Annotated in this window: 18 protein-coding genes and 1 tRNA gene; 11 read left to right on the forward strand and 8 right to left on the reverse strand. The window is 64.5% G+C overall.

Annotation, left to right across the window (positions count from 1 at the left end; all coding sequences use genetic code 11):
• The first annotated feature begins 17 nt into the window (after nucleotides 1-17).
• The 4 genes from R3X27_RS17245 (at nucleotide 18) to R3X27_RS17260 (ending at nucleotide 3,869) form a co-directional block, all read left to right on the forward strand.
• Nucleotides 18-995 carry a glycoside hydrolase family 3 N-terminal domain-containing protein gene (locus tag R3X27_RS17245; RefSeq protein ID WP_317710153.1) on the forward strand — a complete coding sequence of 326 codons (978 nt, stop codon included), beginning with the start codon at nucleotides 18-20 and terminating at the stop codon, nucleotides 993-995.
• Nucleotides 988-1,785, forward strand: a complete 798-nt coding sequence (locus tag R3X27_RS17250) for a ScpA family protein (protein ID WP_317710117.1) — start codon at nucleotides 988-990, stop codon at nucleotides 1,783-1,785. The genes R3X27_RS17245 and R3X27_RS17250 overlap by 8 nt, the downstream gene beginning before the upstream one ends.
• On the forward strand, nucleotides 1,778-2,449 hold the full coding sequence (gene scpB, locus R3X27_RS17255; protein WP_317710118.1) for an SMC-Scp complex subunit ScpB: 672 nt from the start codon (nucleotides 1,778-1,780) through the stop codon (nucleotides 2,447-2,449). The genes R3X27_RS17250 and scpB overlap by 8 nt, the downstream gene beginning before the upstream one ends.
• A 160-nt stretch (nucleotides 2,450-2,609) precedes the next feature.
• On the forward strand, nucleotides 2,610-3,869 hold the full coding sequence (locus R3X27_RS17260; RefSeq protein WP_317710119.1) for a carbohydrate porin: 1,260 nt from the start codon (nucleotides 2,610-2,612) through the stop codon (nucleotides 3,867-3,869).
• A 270-nt stretch (nucleotides 3,870-4,139) separates the two neighbouring features.
• On the opposite strand, the gene R3X27_RS17265 is transcribed toward R3X27_RS17260, so the two are convergent.
• The 8 genes from R3X27_RS17265 to R3X27_RS17300 form a co-directional block, all read right to left on the reverse strand.
• Nucleotides 4,140-5,219: a 2'-deoxycytidine 5'-triphosphate deaminase gene (locus R3X27_RS17265; protein ID WP_317710120.1), complete on the reverse strand. Its 1,080-nt coding sequence runs from the start codon at nucleotides 5,217-5,219 to the stop codon at nucleotides 4,140-4,142.
• Nucleotides 5,220-5,301: 82 nt separating this feature from the next.
• A tRNA-Pro gene (locus R3X27_RS17270) sits at nucleotides 5,302-5,378 on the reverse strand.
• 64 nt (nucleotides 5,379-5,442) lie between these two features.
• A complete protein-coding gene (locus R3X27_RS17275) occupies nucleotides 5,443-6,549 on the reverse strand; it encodes a MerR family transcriptional regulator (RefSeq protein ID WP_317710121.1) in 1,107 nt (368 codons plus the stop codon).
• 12 nt (nucleotides 6,550-6,561) lie between these two features.
• Complete coding sequence (gene ihfA, locus R3X27_RS17280; protein WP_317710122.1) at nucleotides 6,562-6,864, reverse strand: integration host factor subunit alpha; 303 nt, start codon at nucleotides 6,862-6,864, stop codon at nucleotides 6,562-6,564.
• Between the two features lie 279 nt (nucleotides 6,865-7,143).
• Nucleotides 7,144-8,115 (reverse strand): beta-ketoacyl-ACP synthase III, encoded by a 972-nt coding sequence (locus R3X27_RS17285; protein ID WP_317710123.1) that lies wholly within the window; start codon nucleotides 8,113-8,115, stop codon nucleotides 7,144-7,146.
• Between the two features lie 54 nt (nucleotides 8,116-8,169).
• Nucleotides 8,170-9,261, reverse strand: a complete 1,092-nt coding sequence (plsX, locus tag R3X27_RS17290; RefSeq protein ID WP_317710124.1) for a phosphate acyltransferase PlsX — start codon at nucleotides 9,259-9,261, stop codon at nucleotides 8,170-8,172.
• 34 nt (nucleotides 9,262-9,295) lie between these two features.
• A complete protein-coding gene (gene rpmF, locus R3X27_RS17295; protein ID WP_317710125.1) occupies nucleotides 9,296-9,502 on the reverse strand; it encodes a 50S ribosomal protein L32 in 207 nt (68 codons plus the stop codon).
• A 431-nt stretch (nucleotides 9,503-9,933) separates the two neighbouring features.
• Entirely contained in the window at nucleotides 9,934-10,476 is a 543-nt protein-coding gene (locus R3X27_RS17300; protein ID WP_317710126.1) for a YceD family protein, read from the reverse strand.
• Nucleotides 10,477-10,560: 84 nt separating this feature from the next.
• Between R3X27_RS17300 and R3X27_RS17305 the strand changes: the two genes are divergently transcribed.
• From R3X27_RS17305 to R3X27_RS17335, 7 genes are all read left to right on the forward strand, one after another.
• Complete coding sequence (locus tag R3X27_RS17305) at nucleotides 10,561-11,028, forward strand: outer membrane protein assembly factor BamE (protein WP_317710127.1); 468 nt, start codon at nucleotides 10,561-10,563, stop codon at nucleotides 11,026-11,028.
• 54 nt (nucleotides 11,029-11,082) lie between these two features.
• Nucleotides 11,083-12,510, forward strand: a complete 1,428-nt coding sequence (locus tag R3X27_RS17310; RefSeq protein WP_317710128.1) for a deoxyribodipyrimidine photo-lyase — start codon at nucleotides 11,083-11,085, stop codon at nucleotides 12,508-12,510.
• 439 nt (nucleotides 12,511-12,949) lie between these two features.
• Entirely contained in the window at nucleotides 12,950-13,393 is a 444-nt protein-coding gene (locus R3X27_RS17315; protein ID WP_317710129.1) for a TrgA family protein, read from the forward strand.
• Nucleotides 13,394-13,417: 24 nt separating this feature from the next.
• Nucleotides 13,418-14,548 carry an NUDIX domain-containing protein gene (locus tag R3X27_RS17320; RefSeq protein WP_317710130.1) on the forward strand — a complete coding sequence of 377 codons (1,131 nt, stop codon included), beginning with the start codon at nucleotides 13,418-13,420 and terminating at the stop codon, nucleotides 14,546-14,548.
• A 55-nt stretch (nucleotides 14,549-14,603) separates the two neighbouring features.
• Complete coding sequence (locus R3X27_RS17325) at nucleotides 14,604-15,641, forward strand: cysteine synthase A (protein ID WP_317710131.1); 1,038 nt, start codon at nucleotides 14,604-14,606, stop codon at nucleotides 15,639-15,641.
• Nucleotides 15,642-15,644: 3 nt separating this feature from the next.
• Nucleotides 15,645-18,143, forward strand: coding sequence for a DUF3772 domain-containing protein (locus R3X27_RS17330; RefSeq protein ID WP_317710132.1), 2,499 nt, complete (start codon nucleotides 15,645-15,647; stop codon nucleotides 18,141-18,143).
• Nucleotides 18,143-18,862 carry an alanyl-tRNA editing protein gene (locus R3X27_RS17335; RefSeq protein ID WP_317710133.1) on the forward strand — a complete coding sequence of 240 codons (720 nt, stop codon included), beginning with the start codon at nucleotides 18,143-18,145 and terminating at the stop codon, nucleotides 18,860-18,862. Before R3X27_RS17330 ends, R3X27_RS17335 begins: the two co-directional genes overlap by 1 nt.
• Nucleotides 18,863-18,939: the final 77 nt, after the last annotated feature.

An 18,939-nucleotide genomic window follows, 5' to 3' on the forward strand; every position in this document is an offset into this window, starting at 1 on the left:
TCCTCGGCTGTATCGGGATGACGCTCCAGCCTGCCGAGCGCCAATTCTTCGCCGGGGAACAACCGCTCGGTTTTATCCTGTTCGGACGGAATATTCAGTCTCCCGAGCAGGTTGCACGGCTTTGCTCAGAGTTGCGCGACGCCGTGGGGCGCAACGCTCCCATCCTGATCGATCAGGAGGGGGGGCGCGTCCAGCGACTCGGTCCTCCGCATTGGCGCCAGTGGCATCCGCCGCTCGACCAGATGGCACGCGCGGGTGATCTGGAAACGGCTGCGCGGGCGAGCTTTCTGCGCTACCGGCTTATCGCTCATGAGTTGCTGGCGCTTGGCATCGACGTGGATTGCGTGCCGACCGCCGATATTGCCCGCCCCGACACCCACCCCTTCCTGCGCAATCGCTGTTTTGGCGAGGACACGGCCAGTGTCGTCACCGGTGCACGGGCGGCGGCGGAGGGGTTGATGGCCGGCGGCGTGCTGCCGGTGATGAAGCATATCCCGGGCCATGGCCGGTCCCGCGCGGACAGCCATAAGGACCTGCCGGTGGTCGAGGCCACGGCCGAGACCCTGCGCGAGACCGATTTCGCCCCATTCCAGTCGCTGGCGGACCTGCCGATGGGCATGACCGGGCATTTGAAATACCTCGCCTTCGACAGCGAACGCCCCGCGACGCAATCGCCCCGGATGGTGTCGCTGATCCGCGAGGAGATCGGCTTTGACGGGCTGCTGATGACGGACGACCTCTCGATGGAGGCACTGGACGGCACGGTCGGAGCGCGCGCGGCGGCGGCCATCGCGGCCGGTTGCGATATCGCGCTGCATTGCAATGGCGTGCTGGATGAAATGCGCTCGGTCGTGGCCGCCTCCGGCGCGCTGGAGGCCCCCGCGCTGGCACGGGCCAATTCGGCGCTGGATCGCCGCCCCGAGCCACAGGAGATTGACATTCCAGCCGTTGAAGCCGAACTTCACGACCTTCTGGACGGGGAAGTTTATGGCTGAGGACATGATATCGGCGGTGAAGGACGAAGCGGTTGCCGAACGGCTCGCCGCCGAGGCCCTTATCGTTGATGTCGATGGCTACGAGGGACCGTTGGACCTGCTGCTGACGCTGGCGCGAACGCAGAAGGTGGACCTGCTCAAGATCTCCGTGCTGAAGCTTGCCGAGCAATATCTCTCCTTCGTCGAGAAGGCGAAGACGCTGCGCATCGAGCTGGCCGCCGATTACCTCGTCATGGCCGCCTGGCTGGCCTTCCTCAAATCCCGTCTGTTGCTGCCGCCCGAACCGGGCGAGGACGGTCCGTCGGGCGACGAGCTGGCCGCGCATCTTGCCTACCAGTTGGAGCGGCTTCAGGCGATGCGCGACGCCGCCGCCAAGCTCATGGCGCGCGACCAGAAGGGCAAGGATTTCTTCGTGCGTGGTGAGATCGAGGTGGTCGAGCGCACGCGCAGCGTGACCTGGACCGCGACCCTGATGGACCTGATGCAGGCCTATGCCCGCACCCGGACCAAGGATGATTTCCGGCCATTCGTGATGGATCGCGCGAACCTCTTCACCATGGAGGAGGCGCTGGAGCGGCTCAAGCCGCTGGTCGGCTATGCCGGTGAATGGACGGACCTGATGTCCTACCTGCCCGAGGGCTGGGAGCTGGACCCGCAGCGGCGCCGCACCGCCACGGCGGCGACCTTCGCGGCGTCTCTGGAGCTGGTAAAGGCCGGCCGGATCGCGATCCGCCAGACCGAGACCTTCGCGCCGATCCAGATCCGCGCCGCAGAGGATCGAAATGTCTGAACAGGACGAAAGCCTCGCCCGGCCGGAAGAAAGCCTCTTCGAGGCGCCGCCCGAGGGTGAACAGGAGCGCATGGTTGAGGCCATTCTCTTTGCCACCACCGAGCCGGTCACCGTGGCCGAGCTGAACGCGCGTATGCCGCATGGCGCGGATGCGGTCACCGCGCTGGAACGGCTGCGCAAGCGCTACGAGGGCAGGGGGGTGAATGTCACCCGCATCGGTGACCGTTGGGCGATCCGCACCGCGCCGGATCTCGGCTTCCTGATGCAGAAGGAGACGGTCGAGACGCGCAAGCTCTCCCGCGCCGCCATCGAGACGCTGGCGATCATCGCCTATCACCAGCCGGTGACCCGTGCCGAGATCGAGGAGATCCGCGGCGTTTCCGTCTCCCGCGGCACGGTCGACCAGCTGCTGGAAATGGAGTGGATCCGCTTTGGCCGCCGCCGGATGACCCCGGGCCGGCCGGTGACTTTCGTCGTCACTCCCGCCTTTCTCGACCATTTCGGGCTGGAGAGCGCCCGCGATCTTCCCGGCCTGCGCGACCTGCGCGCCGCCGGCCTGCTCGACAACCGCCCGCCGCCGGGCTTTGGGCTCGACGAGCGCGAGGGGGACGAGGATGACCAGCCCGACATGTTCGAGGACGAGGAAGACAGCGGCCCCGTCTAGCAAGGCGCCACGCCTGATCCTGATTCACTGTCCCAGCCGCCACACTCAACCGGAAATTGCAGCGCCCGGGTTGCTGCCGGGACTCCGGCAGAGCTACGCTTTCCGTATAACAAAGCCATGCCGCCCTCTGGGGTCTGCGGGCGACGAGGAAAGGGCAGTCATGAAACGGATTTTCCAGGCAACTCTCGGTGCATCCCTTGCACTGGCCTGCAGCGCGGGAGCGCAAGTCGCGAACCAGGAACTCACCATCGGCGATACCGAGGGACCGGATTCCGTTAGCGAGAGCAAATACGGTCTTTTCAGCCATGGGTATTACCGGCTCGGCGTCGGCTCGACCGATGGCGACGAGTTCACCGCTTTCCAGCTTGACGGCGCCGGCGCGAAATACCGGCTCGGCAATGAAAGCGACATGTATGGCGAGGCTTCTCTCGGCTACCGGGCCGCGCTCGGCAATGGCTCCGATTTCGTCGCCGAGTTCATGTATCAGGGCGGCGGCGACTCCAATGCGCTGACCACTGGCGCCTATTACGATCCCTGGGATGGGGTGGCGCAGGCCTATATGGGCATCGAGCGGCTGGGAGCGGGCGCGTTCGAGGAAAGCTTCCTCTGGGCCGGGCGCCGCTTCTATCGCCGCCGCGATGTCCATATGAACGATTTCTACTACGAGGACTTCTCGGGGGACGGGATCGGTCTGGAGAATGTCGATCTCGGACCTACCCATGTCACGGCGGCCTTATTTTACTATGACCGTGATGATGACGACATGGACTACCAGTCCGGCACTTTCGATCTGCGCTTCCACGATATCGCGCTTGGCGGAAACTGGAAGGGCGAGATTGGTCTCGGCTGGATCGATGCACAGGGCGACGATCACACGGGCGAAGATGGCTATTCGATCCGCGGCCACGCAGAGAACACGGAGCTTGTCTGGGGCGAGTGGAAGAACACCCTGATGTACGGCCAGGGCGCCGGGATCAACTTCAACTCGATCGGCAACACCGAGGCGGACAGTGATGACAGCCGGATCCGGTTCGTCACTCAGGCGCTCTATCGCTCCAGCGAAGACCTTGAAACGCAGGCCACCGCGGTCTGGCAAAGCACCGAAATCGACGGCGAGACCGAGACATGGTTCTCCGCCGGTATTCGTCCGAGCTACAATTTCAGCAAGAATTGGGGCGTTGCCTTCGAGCTTGGCTATGATCAGGTCCGGACAGAAGGCGAGGACACGGCGTCGCTGACCAAAGCCACGCTGGCGCCGTTCTACAGCTTCGGCCAGAAAGGCTATTTCGCGCGTCCGCAGCTACGGGGCTTCGTCACTTGGGCGAATTGGAGCGACGAAGGAGCGATCACCAACCAGGATGCCTTCGGGAGTTCCACCGATGGGCTGAGTGTTGGTCTGCAGTTGGAGCAGTGGTGGTAAGGGCGCGTCAAGCTCAGCCGCAGATCGAGACGCGCCGAAAGGTCACCTAAGGCGAAGAAGCTCTGAAGTGCACGGAACCACGCCGAGAGCGCCGTGCCAGCGCCTGCCCGTCCACGCGGGCTGGCGCTTTCTTATTCGCACGCCGGCCTCGGGGTTTCTTTCGGATTTGGTTCGGCAAAAGCCCGCCACTCACTCGTTGTGCGCTAACCCGTGGGCAGGCGTTGGCACGGCTTTCGGTGTGCGTGCGATCGAACGTGCCGACGCCGGTAGCTACTCCACCGGCCGGAAATGCTTGGACAGTTTCAAACCCTGTCCTTGGTAATTCGACGCAATCCCCTCGCCGTAAAGCGACTCTGGCCGTTCCGCCATGCGCTCATAGACCAGTCGGCCGACCACCTGCCCATGCTCCAGCGCAAAAGGCGCTTCGTGACAGCGCACTTCCAGCACGCCCCGCGCACCCGAGCCGCCCGCCGGCGCGTGGCCAAAGCCGGGGTCGAAGAACCCCGCGTAATGGACCCGGAACTCGCCCACCATGGCGAGATAGGGTGCCATCTCGGCGGCATAATCGGGCGGGATATGCACGGCCTCACGGCTGACAAGAATGTAGAACGCGCCCGGATCGAGGATGATCCGCCCGTCCTCGGTCTCGACCTTTTCCCAGAAATCGCGGGGCGCGTAATGCCCGATCCGATCGAGATCGATTACCCCGGCATGCGGCTTGGCGCGCCAGCCGACCAGTCGGCCGTTCTCCGGCTGCAGATCGACCGAGAAGCCGAGCCCCTCGGAGATCGTCGCCGGCCCCGAGACCAACCCGACCTCGTCATGCAACGCCTGCAGCGCTGTGTCGTCCAGCGTGACCTTGCCGGCCCGAAAACGGATCTGGTTGAGCCGCATCCCCGGGCGGACAAGGACCGAGAAGCTGCGCGGACAGATCTCGGCATAGAGCGGACCGGTATAGCCCGAGCCGATCCGGTCGAATTCCATCCCGCCATCGGTGATGACGCGGGTCAGGAGATCGAGCCGCCCGGTGGAGGATTTCGCGTTGGCGACAGCGTTGATCCCGGCGGGCAGCGCGAGCCGCTCCTGCAGCGGCACGACATAGACGCAGTTCTTCTCCAGAACCGCACCTTCGCTGAGATCGATCCGGTGCATTTCGAACTCGCCCAACCGTTCGCGGACCGAACGGCCACCGCCGGCAAGAAAGGACGCGCGGACGCGATAGGCTTCGGAACCGAGCCGCAGGTCGAGACTGGCGGGCTGAACCTGTCCTGTGGCGAATGGCTGGTCGGCGGCGATGGCGCCTTCGGCGATCAATGCCGTGATGGCCTGGCTTGGCAGCACACCGTTCATGTGACCCTCCTTCGCAAAGGCGCCGCGCAGGCGGCGGACAGCAAAACGCCCGCTCCCCGAAGGTCGCGGGCGGTTTTGTGAATGGTCGGGCTAGCAGGACTCGAACCTGCGACCTTCCGTCCCCCAGACGGACGCGCTACCAGGCTGCGCCATAGCCCGAACTTGGGGTTAGATACCCTATTTTCCGGTGAGAGCAAGAGGCAATCGCCAAGGAATTTCCGCGTCACCTCGCCTCGTCCATCCGCTCGCGCAGGGCCAGCATTCGCGAATGGATCGGCGCGAGCAAGGCGGGCGAAACCTGCAGCGGCTGAAGTCGATCCAGCGCTTCGGTGAGGGAGATATCGGCGGGCGGCAGCGGCGCAATGATCGGGCCTTTGGCCTCTGGCGCGCGCACCGGAATGTCCTGCTCGGCGGAGGCGTCGACATCCTCGTCTGTCGCTGCCAATCGACGGGAAAAAAGCGGCATCGTGGGAGAGGCTGTCGCGGGCTCGGGGGGCGCGATGGAAGCCACCTCTGGCTCCGGTGCCGGCTCGGGGGGGGGCGAGGGTGCGGTTTCAGGCTGTTGAACGGATGCCTCTGGTGCGGGCGCCTGCGCCATTGCTTCCGCCTCGGCCGGCACCGTTTCTTCAAACGCTTCGGGGGGCGCTGGAGCGACAGGTTCCGGTGCTGCCTCGCTGGCTGCGGGCTCATCCGGGGGCATCGCGGAAACCCCCTGTGGCGGGATTTCCGAGACACTGGCGGGAATCTCCGGGTCCGGCTCCATGGCCTCCGTGTCGACTTGCGTGTGGGGCAGGGCGCTCTCTTCCATCCGGGGCGCGTCCGGTGCCTCGTCTTCCACGAAGGGCTTCGCCTGAACGCCGACAGATTCGTCAGTCATGCTGTCCGCCGGTGCCTCCGCCGGCATGGCGTCGTCCACCGCGTCCGATTCGTTCATGGCAGGCGGGACTGCCTCGGCCGCTTCGACCGGCTGCGGCGTCTCCACACCCAAAGGAGTCGGCTCCGCGATCTCGTCCGGTGCCGCATTCTCCTCCATGGGCTCGCCGTCCGACGGTTCGACCGGCTTCGACATCGCCGAGACCGCGCGCACGCCCTGGTCGCGCAGCACCTTCTGGACGCCTTTGATTGTCATCCCTTCGTCATGCAGCAGCTTCTGGATGCCGCCGAGCAATTCCATGTCGGCCGGTCGGTAATACCGCCGCCCGCCAGCGCGCTTGATCGGCTTGACCTGGGTGAATTTGCTCTCCCAGAATCGCAGAACATGCGTGTTCACACCAAGCCAATCCGCCACCTCGCTTATGGTGCGGAACGCGTCGGGGGATTTTCCGTTCATGTGTCGAGGGCCTTACTTGCGGTTGCCGGCGGCGACCCGCTCCTTCATCAGATGCGAGGGACGGAAGGTCAGGACACGCCGCGGCGAGATCGGAACCTCCTGGCCGGTCTTCGGATTGCGGCCAACGCGGGCTGCCTTTTCGCGCACGGAGAAGGTGCCGAAGGAGGAGATTTTCACCTGCTCGCCCTTCACCAGCGCGTCGGAGACATGTTGCAGGACACTTTCCACGAGCGCGGCCGATTCATTGCGGGACAAGCCCACTTCGCGGAATACCGCCTCGCTGAGATCCATGCGGGTCAAGGTCTTGTCGCTCATAAATCGTCCATCCCTGTTTTCCGGAGAGCGTAGGCGAGCGATGTATTTCAGTCAATATCAACGACTTGGGCGCTGCCGTGAATCTTTGAACTTAGCGTCAATATGACAGGGGAACAGGCTGATTCCCGAGCGATGCTGCCCGCGCTCCAGCCGCTTGGCCTTCCGCTAGTCTCAGGATTCTAATGAAGAAAACCTAAGCAACGCGCATCGCAGATGCGCGCCATCACCGGCCGCCGCCAAGCATCGAAGATGCGGGTGCGGCGGCCGGGAAAGCCGCCCTTACCAGCGGATAACCACCGATCCCCATGCCAGCCCGCCGCCGATCGCTTCGGTCACGACCAGCTGGCCGGGCTGTATCTTGCCCTCCTGCTTGCCCACAGAGAGCGCCAGGGGAATCGAAGCCGCCGAGGTGTTTCCGTGGTCCTGCACCGTCTGGATGACCCGCTCCATCGGCACTTTCAATCGGTTCGCCGTGCCCTTGATGATGCGGATATTGGCCTGGTGCGGCACGATCCAGTCGACATCGTCATGGTCCAGCCCGACCTGCGCCATCGATCGATGCGCGGTGTCGGCGAGCTTCTCGACCGCGTGGCGGAACACTTCCTTGCCTTGCATCTTCAGGACGCCGGTCGTGCCGGTCGAGACACCGCCATCGACATAGAGGATGTCACAATACTTCCCGTCGGAATTCAGGTCGGTCGCCAGGATGCCGCGATCCTCGACCGTTCCCTCGCCCTCTTGTGCCTCGAGGATCAGTGCGCCGGCGCCGTCTCCGAAGAGCACGCAGGTGCCGCGATCCGTCATGTCGAGAATGCGCGAGAAGGTTTCCGCCCCGATCACCATCACCCGCTTGGCCTGCCCCGACAGAATCAGCGCGTTGGCGTTCGAGAGCGCGAAGACGAAGCCGGCACACACCGCCTGCATGTCATAGGCAAAGCCGCGTGTCATGCCGAGCTTGTGCTGAACCATGGTTGCGGCGGAGGGGAAGGTCAGGTCGGCCGTCGAGGTGGCGAGGACAATGGCGTCAATATCGTTTGCTTCCATCCCGGCATCGTCGAGTGCGGCCCGTCCGGCGGCGGCGGCGAGATCGGAGGTCGTTTCCCCTTCTGCCGCGAAATGTCGTCGTTCGATTCCGGACCGTGAGCGGATCCACTGGTCCGACGTGTCCAGCATGGTCTCGAACTCGCTGTTTTCGACGATTCGCTCGGGGAGATAGTGGCCCACGCCACGCACGACAGCTCTTATCTGCATTCCGGCCTGCTTGTTGCTTTTCCGCCTTCCCGTTGGGTCAACAGGAACGTTGCGTCACGACATATCCTGTCGCGAGGCCGAGGTCGAGGCCACACGGGCCGCAAGACGGTCGGAAAAGCCGGCTTGCGCCAGTTGAAAGGCGAGCTTGATTGCCGCAGACACGCCGGTTGCGTCCGCAGAGCCGTGAGATTTGACCACGGTGCCGTTCAGCCCGAGGAATACCCCGCCATTGACGCGTCGCGGATCAGTCCGTTTGGAGAGGCGCCGCAGCGAGGTCAGGGCAAGGAGCGCCGCGATTCGGCTCAGAATCGTGTATTTGAACGCCTCGCTGAGCAGGTCGCGGATCAGGGAGGCGGTGCCTTCGGCGGTCTTGAGCGCGACATTGCCGGTGAAACCGTCGGTCACGATCACATCGGCATTGCCCTTCGGGATATCGCCCCCCTCGACGAATCCGACAAAGTCGAAATCGGAGTTCGGTGCGGCGTCGGAGATCAGCGTGTGGGCCGATTTCAGCTCGGGTCGGCCCTTGTGTTCCTCGGTGCCGACATTGAGCAGCCCGACTCGCGGCCGATGAATATCCAGACCGTTACGAGCATAAGACGAGCCCATCTGAGCGTATTGCAGCAGATCGCTGTCATCAGCGCGAATATCGGCGCCGACATCGAGCATGACCGTGTAGCCGGTTGCGGAGCGCGAGGGCCAGAGGCAGGCAATGGCGGGGCGATTGACCCCGGGCAGCTTGCGCAGGCGAACCATGGAAAGTGCCATCAGCGCGCCGGTATTGCCGCAGGAGACGGCAACGGTTGCCTCGTGATGCCGAACCGAATCAATTGCTGACCACATGGACGTGTCCTGGCCCCGCCGCATCACGGTCGAGGGCTTGGAATCCATGGTGACGACTTCAGCGGCATCCTGAATGACGCAGCACCCCGCCAGGTGGCGCTTTGCCACCAGCGGTTCAAGCACGTCACGCTTGCCGTGCAGGATGAAGCCGATTTCCGGATTCTTCTTCGCAGACATGGCACAGCCGGCCACGATCGCGGCCGGCCCGTGGTCGCCGCCCATGGCGTCGACCGAAATCACGATTTTTCCGGCGAGCTCCGGCGGAGTCGCGTCCGGCAGGTTGGACTGCGCGTCAATGTTCATTGCCTAGCGCCCCCGACTGCCGGGACGTGGCCGATCAGGCCGCGTCTTCGTCGAGATCGACTTCCTCGACCATCGCGACGATTTCACGGTCGTCGTAGTGGCCGCAGGCGGGGCAGACGTGATGGGGACGCTTCAGCTCGCCGCAATTGGAGCATTCGTTCGGATTGGCCCCGGAGAGCGAATCGTGGGAGCGGCGCTGGCCACGGCGCGAGCGGGTGATCTTGTTCTGAGGGACAGCCATGTCGCAACCTCGGGTTTGGGCCGGCCGGTGCCCAGGTGGCAGTGTCCGGCGGCAAGTGTTTCATTCGTCGGCGCGTCATACGCCGGCTTCGGTGCCCTTGCAAGGGTGTGTGGAAGATGCGCGAACATACGCAGATCGCGGATGATTGCAAGTGTCGAGGCGCGGTTTTGCCGGTTTTGAGCTGGGTTTGACAGTATGCGTGGTCACGGGCCGGGTTTTGGTGGATCTCGGGCTTCACCGAAAGTGGGGCAAGCTGTTCCCGCGGACGGCTTGAGTCGCGGCGCGGGGTGTTTGGCGCGGCCGGTAGAATCGAACAGTTGCCGTCAGTGAGGCACGGCGCTGCCGGCTACGGGATCAAGGCAGATAGCCGGCATGTCAGCGCTGCTCCGACCACAAGGCGGTTCGACACTCGGGGCTCTGGTGCGCTCCGTCTACTCCCCCTCCAGCGATTTCTTCAGTGTCGCCAACCCTGCAAAGGGTTTCGCGGCCTCCTCCGTCAGCGGTTCGGCGCCGGGTTCGGCAAACACGGCCTCGCCCAGCTCCGCTCCATCGGCGCGGGGGAAGTCCGGCAAGGCCAGTGCCAGTGTCTCGGTCAGAAGCTCCACGAGGTCCACCGTTTCGGGCAAGGGCTCCAGCGTGTCATCCTCCGGCATTTCCGCCTCGGCGTCGGTTGGGGCGGTGAAATCGGCGCTGTAGCGACGCAGAACCTTCGTGTCGATCCGAGTTGTCACGGGCGCAAGCGTGATGGCGCAGGGCTGGACCGCCGTGGCGCCAAACGTCGCCTCCAGCCGCCAGTCGTTGCGGCCCACGGGGATAAGCTGGCCCTCAAAGCGCAGCTTGCGAAGGCCAAGCAGCTCCAGGTCGCGCTGGAGCCCAGCGCTATCCACGGCCTCCGGCGGCAGCCGAAAGGGCGTCGGTTCGGTCTTGGAGAGCCGGGCGAGCACAAGCCTCCGGTTCGAATCGGTCGCATTCATGGCGGGTCTTCCTTTCTTGAAGAAAAGAATGCCATTGATATAAGCCGGAAGACAAACAGACGAGCAAGAGGCGTGAGATCAGTTATGGGCAGGGTTTGGCACGGAAATCTGGGCCGGTCGGTGCGCGGGGTTTGCCTCGGCACGGGACTTGCGCTCGCGAGCGCCTGTACACCGCTCTACAGTCACCACGGTTTCACGCCCACCGATGAAGATCTCGCCAACATCAAGGTCGGTGTCGATACGCGCGAGACTGTTGCCGATACGGTCGGCGCGCCGTCCTCCTCGGGGGTGCTGCGCGACTCGGGCTATTACTATGTCTCCCAGAGTATCCGCAGCTTCACCTGGCACGCGCCGGAAGTGGTCGAGCGCGAGGTTGTGGCGATCAGCTTCAATTCCAGCGGCGTGGTGACGAATGTCGAACGCTTCGGGTTGCAGGACGGCAATGTTGTCGCCTTGTCGCGCCGCGTGACGGCGTCCAATGTCGAGGGCCTGAACTTCCTGCAGCAGCTCTTTGGCAATGTCGGCAGCCTCGATATCGGCTCCAACCTCTGAAACTGACGCGGCGGGGCGATTGACGGGTCCGGTCGTGACGCTATGTGGGCGGGCATGAGTGATGATCGTCCGATTTTGCTGTGGCTGCGCCGAGGTGACCTGCGCCTTGCCGATCAGCCTGCACTGAGCGCGGCCGCCGCAACAGGTGCGCCGATAATACCCGTCTTCTTCCGGGATTCGTCCGTTGACCGGCTCGGCGCGGCCGCGCGCTGGCGGCTGGAGCGGGCGCTCGACGCACTCGCTCAGTCCCTTGCGCGTCATGAGCTGCCGCTGATCTTGCGCAGCGGCGCGCCCGAGGCGGCTCTGGCCACATTGGCCTTAGAGACGGGCGCGCGGGCGCTCTATCTCTGTCGGCACACCGACGGTGATCCCGTCGCCTTCGACAGTTTGAAGGAGCGGCTTCCGGAGGTTCGGGTCTTTGACGGCAATCGGCTGTTCCATCCCGCGGAGATCCGGAACGCGTCCGGCGGCCCCTTCCGCGTTTTCACCGCCATGTGGCGCGCAATGCGCGGCGCGGACATCGCGCCGCCAGCGCCGGTCCCCCCGCGTTTGCGGTCTCCGGAGCAACATCCGTCCTCCGAGCGACTTGCGGACTGGAAACTCGGGGCGGGGGTCCGGCACGGCGGATCGGTCCTGGCGCGGCATTGCGAGGCCGGGGAAGAGGCTGCGCAGGCGCGGCTTGCCGAGTTCCTCGAAGATGACCTGCGCGGCTACGAGACCGGACGGGATCGGCTCGCGGATGATGCCTGTTCCCGGCTGAGCCCCTTCCTTGCCAATGGCGAGATCGGCATTCGGCAATGCTGGCATGCCGGCCTGCGGGCGCGAGACATGGGCAACCCGGGGGCGGAGCCCTTCCTGCGGCAGCTGATGTGGCGCGAATTCGCGGCGCATCTGCTCTGGCACGCGCCCGAACTCGACAAACGCTGCTGGCGACCGGAATGGGAAGCGTTTCCCTGGAGCACCGACGAGACCCGCTCGGAGATCCGGGCCTGGAAACGGGGCCGGACCGGGGTGGCGTTGGTCGATGCGGCGATGCGCGAGATGATGGTGACCGGGGTGATGCAGAACCGCGCCCGGATGGTCGTGGCGAGTTATCTCAGCAAACACCTGATGGCGGATTGGCGGATCGGGTTGCGCTGGTTCGAAGCGCATCTGGTCGATTGGGACGCTGCCAATAACGCGCTCGGCTGGCAATGGGTTGCAGGATGCGGCCCGGATGCGTCGCCCTTCTTCCGTGTCTTCAATCCCGACACTCAGGCGAAGAAGTTCGATCCCGATGGCGTCTACAGGCGTCGGTGGCTGGCCGAGGGGACGCTGGTTCCCGAGCCGACCGCGCTGGAGTATTTCGAAGCGGCCCCGAGGGCATGGACGCTCTCGCCGAGCGATCCGGAACCCGCACCGGTGGTCGGGCTGAAGGAGGGGCGCGAGGCGGCTCTCGCTGGCTGGCATGCGTTTCGAAACCAGGGCAGCGCAGAATTGTGAAACGAAAAAAGTGTGCTGAGAGTGGACCTGTCGGCTGAAAGCCATGCGGCGTGATTGCAGAAATGCAATTTAGGAACAATGGGCTACATGTGTTTGTTTATGTTCCTGCCTTGCGTTCGCGGGATCCTGTCTCGGCCCCGGGTGACGCCGAACAGGAGCGGCTTCAAACCTTGAGTGAAGCATCAATAACGACGGGTAACTGTTTGAAATAATAATATTATGACTTGTTGTCTTGCGATTTCTGTCTCAACTGCGGCGTCAGCCGGAATGGGCGCCACCCCGGCGCAATGTCGATGCTTCAGAGCCACAGCAGGAGCCTGATCCGGCGCACCATCGTTGCGATGCCATATTTTCGTCCGGAATCTGTGGTCTGGCTCAGATCACGGTCGAATGGACCGCCAAGCCAGTCCGCAGAATGCGCAACGGGAGAGACATCTGAATGCCCACCGCCGCCAAGCTCTTCGCCGCCATCGGCTTCGCCCTGGTGGCCTTTTTTGCGTCTGAGATCTACAAGCCGCTGCTGCCCGAGGGGACGCAGACCGGTATGCTGTCGATGGTAAACACCGTCATCGGAGCGCTGGTGGGTTGGTCGGTGATGGGGCGTCTGGCCGGAAAGGGGCGTTACGCGGCGATCGGGACTGCGCTCCGAACCATCGCGGTGTTCCTTTTCTACGTGTTGGTGCTTTGGGCTGGGGTCGAGATGCTGGAGCGCTCGACATCATTGCATTACGAGGGCCCGACCGAGGCTCTGACCGCGATGATGGAACTCATTGCGGAGTATTTCCTGCTGATGATAAGCGAGCCGGAAGTGCCGATCGTCCTGGTGGGCGGCGGCATCCTCGCTGCTTTCCTGTCGGATTGGGCGGCGGAACGCTGGTCTTAGATCCGAGCTTCAGGGGCGGCAGCGATGCAACCGATCTTTCTCTACGGCACCTTGTGCCATGACCCGCTTCGCGCTTGCGTCATTGGCGCTGAGGCAGAGACACGGCCGGCGCGGCTGATGGATCATGCGGTCCACTGGGCCGCAGGGGAAAGTTTCCCGCTGATTGTTGCACAGAAGGGCGGCAGCGCAGAAGGGCTGTTGCTGCTCGACCCGTCGGCCGAGGCTCTGGCGCGCATGGATTATTTCGAGGGCGCGTTCGGGTACCGTCTGCAGGACGTCGAGGTGCGCGACGGGGACAGGACCGTGACGGCCTGCATGTATGTTCCGCCGAAGACGGGCCTCGCGCCTGGCGCAACCTGGGACCTGGCGGGCTGGGCCGAGCGGTGGGGACCGTTGAGCTGCCTGACCGCCGAGGAGATCATCTCCGATATGGACCGACGCAGCGCCGCAGACGTGGCCCGCCGCTTTGGTCCGCTCCGGGCGCGGGCGCAAGCGCGGCTGAACGCCCGCCAGACCGCGCCGACCACCTTGCGCCGGACCGCACGGGCGGAAGATGTCCGCCTCAAGCGGCGCTCGCTGGACTATTCGGCCTTCTTCTCGGTCGAGGAATACGAGCTCACGCATGAGCGCTTCGCTGGCGGCCATGGCGACGAGGTGAGCCGGACGGCCTTCGTTTCCGGCGACGCGATCACGGTGCTGCCCTACGACCCGGTCCGCGACCGGGTGCTGCTGGTCGAGCAGTTCCGGGCCGGGCCCTATGCGCGCGGCGACAGCCAGCCCTGGCTGCTGGAGGCGATTGCCGGACGCATTGACGGGGGCGAGAGCCCGGAAGAGGCGGTGTTGCGCGAGGCGCAGGAGGAAGCCGGGATTTCCATTTGGGATCTGAGGCTTGTCGGGCAGTATTATCCGACGCCCGGGGCAAAGACGGAATATCTCTTCAGCTATCTCGCATCGGCTGATCTGCCCGACGAGGCGGCCGGTCTGGGCGGGCTGGAGGGCGAAGGCGAGGATATCCGCGCCCATGTCATCTCCTTCGACCATGCCATGGAACTGCTGGAGAGTGGCGAGATCAATGTCGGCCCGCTGATCATCCTGCTGCTCTATCTCGCGCGCCATCGCGAAAGCTTGCGCTCGGCGGGATCCGGCACAGGTTGACACGGCGTTTCCCTAAGCTAGCAAGGGATTGTTGAACCTAGGGAGCTCGCCAGACATGACTATCAGGACCGACCTTGCCGCGGCCGTTGGAAACACGCCGCTGATCCGCCTGCGCGCTGCCAGCGAGGCGACGGGTTGCGAGATCCTCGGCAAGGCCGAATTCCTCAACCCGGGTCAGTCGGTCAAGGATCGCGCGGCGCTCTTCATCATCCGCGATGCCATCGCGAAGGGAGAGCTGCGTCCCGGCGGCACCATCGTCGAGGGTACGGCGGGCAATACCGGCATCGGGCTGGCGCTGGTTGGCGCCTCGATGGGCTTCCGCACGGTGATCGTGATCCCCGAGACCCAGAGCCAGGAGAAGAAGGACATGCTGCGGCTCGCGGGCGCCGAACTGGTCGAAGTGCCGGCCGCGCCGTACCGCAAGCCGAACAATTTTGTTCGTTATTCCGAGCGTTTGGCGCGTGAACTTGACACAAGCGAGCCCAATGGCGCGATCTGGGCGAACCAGTTCGACAATGTCGCCAACCGGCAGGCCCATGTCGAGGGCACCGGCCCGGAGATCTGGGAGCAGACCGGCGGCAAGGTGGACGGCTTCATCTGTGCGGTCGGGTCTGGCGGCACGCTGGCCGGTGTCGCCGCCGCGCTGCAACCGAAAGGCGTCAAGATCGGGCTGGCCGATCCGGATGGCGCGGCGCTGCACAGCTTCTACACCACCGGCGAGCTGAAGGCCGAGGGCAGTTCGATCTCCGAGGGGATCGGGCAGGGGCGGATCACCGCCAATCTCGAAGGGTTCACGCCGGACATGTCCTACAACATCCCCGATGCCGAGGCGCTGCCCATCGTCTTCGACCTGCTGGAGCATGAAGGGCTTTGCCTTGGCGGCTCCTCGGGCATCAATATCGCCGGCGCCATGCATATGGCGCGCGAGATGGGGCCGGGCCACACCATCGTCACCGTGCTTTGCGATTACGGTACCCGCTACCAGTCGCGGCTCTTCAACCCGGATTTCCTGCGCGGCAAGGGGCTGCCAGTGCCACATTGGCTCGACGACGCGCCGCGCGGCCTGCCGAACGTCTTCGAAGAAGAGAGCTGACCCATGCGCCGTTTCGCCGGGTTCCTCTGCATCTTCCTGCTGTCGCTACTCCTGCTGGACGGAGTGTCGCCGCGGGAGATCGGGGGCGGTGGAGCTGCGGCCTTCGCGCAGGAGGCGGCAGAGGCGCCACTGGGCGAGGAAGACTACGTGGCCTGGGAAAAGGTTGCCCTCCGGGCGGAAGCGTCGCTGGCGAGCCGGGCTGCGTCCGATGCCGCCTTCGAGGTATTGCGCCGCGACCTCGCAGATTGGCGCATCCGTTTCCAGGCCGAAGAAACCCGCGATGGCTCCAAGATCAAACTCCTGCAGGCGCAGATTGCGGCGCTCGGCCCGGCTCCGGAAGAGGGGGAACGCGAGAGTGCGGAACTGGCCGCGCGTCGCGACGAGTTGCAGGGCGAGTATGAGGCGCTGATCACGCCGGTTCGCAAGGCAGAAGAGGCCTATGCCCGCGCCAACGGGCTGATCGGCCAGATCGACCGACTGATCCGTTCGCGCCAGAAGGACTTGTTGCTCCAGCGCGGCCCGTCTCCGGTGAACCCGAACCATGTCGTGACGGCTCTGGAAGACCTGCAGCGGGTCGTTGTCATCGTCCTTGCAGAGATCAGTTCGGCGGCGCATCTGCAAAGCGACCAGACGCGGCTGCGGGACAATCTTCTCCAGATCCTCGTCCTGACCTTGCTGGCATTGGTGCTGCTGATCCGGGGGCGGGAATGGTTCCGGCGGCTGGTGGACTGGATCCTGCATCTTGGCGCGGACGGTGGCCGGTCCGGCGTCGCGGCGGCCATGGTGGTCTCGCTGGGACAATTCATTCTGCCGGTCTTCGGCGTGATGCTGCTTACCCAGGCACTCAAGGCAAGCTCGATGTTCGGGCCCAGCGGGGAGGGGCTGCTCAATGTCATCCCCGCCATGGGCATTGCCTTCTTCACCGCGCGTTGGCTGGGCGGCCAGACCTTCCCGCGGCACGAGGATTGGCCTGTTTCGCTGGAGTTGACGACGCGGGAACGCGTGCGTGGCCGCTTCTACAGCTCCTCTCTCGGCCTGCTCTTCGCGTCAGCGCTGCTGGTGGAGGGTGTGATAGGGCTGTTCCCGCTAGAAGCAGAGACCTCGCCCGTCATCGCCTTCCCGATCATCGTCCTCACCACCCTCTGCCTCGTCGGCCTGGCGAGGCTGCTGATTTCGCATGGCGCCAAAGTAGAAGAAGCGGATAGCTCCCTCTCTTCGGTCACCGACGCGACCGACGAACGCAGCTTCATCGACCGCTCGATTCTGCTGATCGGCCGCGCCTGTCTCGCTTTCGCCTTCGCCGCGCCTTTCCTGGCTCTTCTCGGCTATACGCGCGCTGCAATCTTCTTCTCGCTGTCGCCGTCGCTGACATTGTCCATCCTCGCCATCGTCACCTTCCTGCAGCGACTCTCCCGCGAGCTGTTCGAACTCGTTTTCGGTGCAACGACGGATGGCGCCAAGGGCTTGGTGCCGGTTCTGTTCGATTTCGCGCTGATGGTCGCGGCGCTGCCCTTCATCGCCCGCGCCTGGGGCGTACGGCAGGCCGATCTCGATGAGCTCTGGGTCAATGTCCAAGAAGGGGTGGTGGTCGGCGACACGCAGATCTCGCCGACGGTCCTGCTGATCTTCCTGATGGCGCTCGCCGCTGGTATTGTCGTCACACGGCTGGTGCAGGCCGCGATGCGCGCCTCGATCCTGCCGCGCACGCGGATCGACCCGGGCGGGCAGAAGGCGATGGTCTCGGGGATCGGTTATCTGGGTCTCTTCGCCTCGGGGATGATCGCCGTTTCGGCGGCCGGGCTGGACCTGAGTAACCTGGCGATCGTCGCAGGCGCGCTCTCTGTCGGCGTCGGTTTCGGGCTGCAGAATATCGTGTCGAACTTCGTCTCCGGCCTGATCCTGCTGATCGAACGCCCGGTGACTGAGGGCGACTGGATCGAGGTCGGCGGTATCATGGGCACGGTCAAGAAGATCTCCGTGCGCGCCACCACCGTCGAGACCTTCGACCGCACCGATGTCGTGGTGCCGAATTCCGATTTCGTCTCCAACCAGGTTACGAACTGGACGCGCGGCAACCTTTCCGGCCGGCTTATTCTGGCCGTCGGCGTGGCCTATGGCACGGATACGCGCAAGGTTGCGGCGATCCTTCAGGAGATCGCTGAGGCGCATCCGCTGGTCATCGTCAACCCGCCACCGCTGGTCGTCTTCCAGGGCTTCGGCGCGGATTCGCTCGATTTCGAGATGCGGGTGATCCTGCGGGACATCAATTTCGGCCTCGGTACGCGGTCCGAACTCAATCACCAGATCGCCGAGCGCTTCGCTACCGAAGGAATCGAGATCCCCTTCGCTCAGCGCGATATCTGGCTGCGCAACCCCGAGGCGCTGCGAGTGGGCGGGACGGCCGAGGCGACGCCTGTTGCTGATCCCGTTGCGGCAACACCGGCGCCGATCGGGCCGCAGGCGCCCGATTCCCAGCCCGAATCTCCGACGGAGGATGATTGATGACCGAGGTGCTCTTTCGTGAAAACGCCTACACGCGCGAGGCCGAGGGCACGGTGCTTGCCCATACGCCGGAAGGCGGCATCGTCCTGGACGGTTCTATCTTCTATGCACAGGGCGGAGGGCAGCCGGGCGACAATGGCGCGCTCTACTGGGATGGCCAAACGCTGAAGATCGCAACGACGGTGAAAGGGGAGGGAGACGCGATTGTTTTGGTCCCTGCGGAGCCTGCGCCGCTGCCGCCAGTGGGCACGGAGCTGCGTCAGGCGCTCGACTGGGAGCGACGCTATCGCCATATGCGCGTCCATACGGCGCTGCACCTACTCTCCGTGGTAATCCCGCTGCCCGTGACGGGCGGCTCAATCGGTGCCGAGAAAGGGCGGCTCGACTTCAACATGCCCGAGACGCTGGCAGACAAGGAGGCGGTTCAGGCCACGCTGCAAGACCTGATCGACCGCGATCTGGCCGTGACCGAACGCTGGATCTCCGATGCGGAACTCGCGGCCAATCCGGGGCTGGTCAAGACGATGTCGGTCAAGCCGCCGATGGGGCAGGGGCGTGTGCGCCTCGTCCGGATTGGGTCGGAGACGGAGCAGATCGACCTGCAACCCTGCGGCGGCACCCATGTCGCGACCACGGGCGAGATTGGCCGGATCCGGATCGGCAAGGTCGAAAAGAAGGGGGCGCAGAACCGCCGGGTAAACCTGCATCTGGAAGGCTAGACGGCACTTGAGTGGCGGGGGGCAATTGGCGAAAAAACTCTGTTTTCGGCTCTTGCATCTCCCCCGCGCTTGAGGCT

The sequence above is a fragment of the Tropicimonas sp. TH_r6 genome, from assembly GCF_033101155.1.
GTDB lineage: Bacteria > Pseudomonadota > Alphaproteobacteria > Rhodobacterales > Rhodobacteraceae > Tropicimonas.